This window comes from Endozoicomonas sp. G2_1, from assembly GCF_017744155.1.
Taxonomy (GTDB): domain Bacteria; phylum Pseudomonadota; class Gammaproteobacteria; order Enterobacterales; family Alteromonadaceae; genus JAGHQT01.
In genome coordinates this window covers 1-3,054 of sequence record NZ_JAGHQT010000034.1, presented here as the reverse complement: position 1 = coordinate 3,054, position 3,054 = coordinate 1, and the positions used below count along the sequence as shown (strand labels likewise).

Genomic DNA, 3,054 nt, shown 5'->3' with positions numbered 1-3,054 from the left:
CAACTTGCTCGACAACCGACAATTTAAAAGCGAGTGAGTAATCCTTTTGAGTTCGTTTAGTGGTTGATTTCATGGCACTCTCCAATTCATTGATTGAAAAGTGTCAACCTTATTTAGGACGGGTCAAACAAACGTAAAAAAGCGCCCGTTGTTCAGTTATCAACGGGCGCTTTTTTAATCGCACAACTGCCCTCTAATCAGAGTTATTGTGTTAGCTGTGATTTAGCATACCAAGTTCGGTTTGAACCTGAGCTTGCACTAGCTCATGACTGATAAAACGCTCATTATATGCGCTTAACTTAGGCCATTTTTGCGCATCAATTTGGTAATCTGCGTGAATAAGCCCAACTAATTGTGCGCCAACAGCAACATCAGCAGAAGAAAACTGATCTGCCACTAACCACTCGTCTGCCGTTATTTGGCTCTCTAAATAATCAAGAACCGTCGGAATCAACTTGCTAATTGCCAATTCAACTCGTTCGTCATCGGTCGTGTGATTAAAAAACTTTGGCCCAACAACCCGTTCAAAATACAAGGCACCAAATGCTTCCATCATTTTTGTATCGCTGTACTCTTCGTACCACAACGCCATCGCGTAGTCTTCGGCATCGCTTGGGTATAAAGCAACATCTGTCGATGTTTTTTCAATATAAGCAATAATCACTGATGAATCAGCAAAACCGGTGCCTTTATCAGTTTGGTAAGCGGGTATTTTGCCAAGCGGGCTTGCTGCTTTAAAGCCTTCATCATCACTGCCCGGTGGAACAATCTTAAGTTGGTAAGGCAGTGATTTAAAAGCGTGGGCTAACATGACTTTGCGTACAAATGGTGAAGGTGGAGCACCGTAGAGAATCGACATTGTTGTTTCCTTGTTGTTATTGATGTAAATATCTTACTGCAAGTTATCAAATAAGACCTCAGTATAGCGAGACACTTTCGCCCGAAAAACAAAAACGAGAGTATTTTGCCAAATACTCTCGCTTTCTAATACGCAAACTAATTTTCTATGTGCGATAAGTGTTAGTCGTCTACTCTAACACCCCAAACGTCATGCTCATCGGCATGAATGATTTGTACCCAAATCATGTCACCCGGTTCGGCGTCGTAGTCATCAGATAAATACACTTTACCGTCGACTTCAGGTGCATCCATATACGAGCGCCCAACAATACCTAACTCATTCACTTCATCAACTAAAATTAAGTACTCTTGGCCAATGCGTGCTTGCAGCTTAGCCGCACTAATTTCCGCTTGAACAGCCATAAAACGCTGTAATCGGTCTTCCATCACCTCTTCAGGAACATGGTCCGGTAAGTCATTGGCGGTTGCACCTTCAACGGGTGAATATTTAAAACAACCAACGCGATCAAGCTGGGCTTCGCGTAAAAACTCAAGTAATTCTTCAAACTCTTCTTCTGTTTCTCCTGGGAAACCAACGATAAACGTAGAGCGAATAACAAGCTCAGGACAAATCTCTCGCCACTTTTTAATCCGTTCTAAAACGCGATCGGAACTGCCCGGGCGTTTCATCAGCTTTAAAATGCGCTTGTTGGCGTGCTGAAACGGAATATCTAAATACGGCAGTATTTCACCTTTTGCCATCAGTGGAATAATATCGTCAACATGCGGATATGGATAAACATAATGCAAGCGCACCCATATGCCTTGCTTAGCAAGTTCTTGACACAAAGCCTTCATATGAGTTTTTACCGGTATCCCATCAAAGAAGTCCATTTTGTGTTTTACATCAACACCGTAAGCAGAGGTATCTTGCGAAATAACCAACAACTCTTTAACGCCAGCGTTGGCTAGTCGTTTTGCTTCACCTAAAACATCACCAACCGGACGCGAGTCTAAATCGCCACGCATCGATGGAATAATGCAAAAAGTACAACGGTGATTACAACCTTCAGATATTTTCAAATAAGCGTAGTGCTTTGGCGTGAGTTTAACCCCTTGATCAGGCACCAGATCGATAAATGGGTTGTGCTTGGGTTTAGTAACGTGCTGGTGTACTTGATTGAGTACTTCTTCGTACGCGTGTGGACCAGTAACCCCCAAAACATTGGGATGAATTTCGGTAATTTCGTCTTCTTTAGCACCCAAGCAGCCAGTTACCAATACCTTGCCATTCTCACTGAGCGCTTCACCAATAGTATCAAGTGACTCTTGTACCGCTGAATCAATAAAACCACAAGTGTTAACAATCACTAGCTCGGCATCATCATAGTTATTGACAACATCGTAGCCTTCAGTGCGCAATTGAGTAAGAATACGCTCAGAATCAACGAGGTTTTTTGGGCAACCAAGAGAGACGAAGCCAATACGGGAAGCACTAGATACATTCTGGTCTGTAGCGGAGTTTTTGTTAACTTTGGCAGACAACTCATTACTCTGCTCTTCAATCACTTTGGCAGGTGTTTCCATCGTGGTTGTTTGTTTCGGATCGAATGTATTAACTGTCATGCTTCGTCGTTCTGCCTATATTTTGCCCCTACCAGAGACACTGAAAATTTCGGGCGCCGATTATACAACAATTCTTCAATTAATTCACCCAGTCAAATTTACTTAGGACTTTTATTCATAACCGAAAAAAGTCCTAAGTTCGAGGATTTGTCTTCCTCGGCAAACTTGAGCGTAATTCAAAAACAACGGAGTTATAACAATGTCTAATAACGTTCAAGTATATTCATATGTTCGTTGGTCAAGTGATCGACAAGCTGACGGTTCAACTAAACAACGTCAATTAAAAATAGCTGAGAAAGTTGCACAAGAAAAAGGCTTTGAGCTTGTTACTTTTTACGATAAAGGTGTGAGTGCATTTAAAGGAAAAAAGCGTGTTGATGGTGCGCTTGGTAATTTTATAAGGAAAGTAGAACTTGGTGAAATTCCCAATAATAGCTGGCTTGTAGTAGAAAACCTTGATCTGTAGTGGTCAAGTTAAATTGGCCACGGTTTTGTATTGTTTCCAATACCTTTGTTCTGATTCATTCGGACTTAAACCTGCGTTATAACGATGCGGTCTAGTCTGACTGTAATAGCCAATGATGTAAT

Annotated in this window: 3 protein-coding genes; 1 reads left to right on the top strand and 2 read right to left on the bottom strand. The window is 41.7% G+C overall.

Going from position 1 to position 3,054, the window contains the following annotated elements; genetic code table 11:
• Nucleotides 1-211: 211 nt before the first annotated feature.
• Nucleotides 212-859 (bottom strand): glutathione S-transferase family protein, encoded by a 648-nt coding sequence (locus J7384_RS19140; protein ID WP_209116138.1) that lies wholly within the window; start codon nucleotides 857-859, stop codon nucleotides 212-214.
• 161 nt (nucleotides 860-1,020) lie between these two features.
• Nucleotides 1,021-2,466, bottom strand: coding sequence for a 30S ribosomal protein S12 methylthiotransferase RimO (rimO, locus tag J7384_RS19135; RefSeq protein WP_247741861.1), 1,446 nt, complete (start codon nucleotides 2,464-2,466; stop codon nucleotides 1,021-1,023).
• A 199-nt stretch (nucleotides 2,467-2,665) separates the two neighbouring features.
• Between rimO and J7384_RS19130 the strand changes: the two genes are divergently transcribed.
• On the top strand, nucleotides 2,666-2,932 hold the full coding sequence (locus J7384_RS19130; protein WP_209116137.1) for a recombinase family protein: 267 nt from the start codon (nucleotides 2,666-2,668) through the stop codon (nucleotides 2,930-2,932).
• The last annotated feature ends 122 nt before the right edge of the window (nucleotides 2,933-3,054 follow it).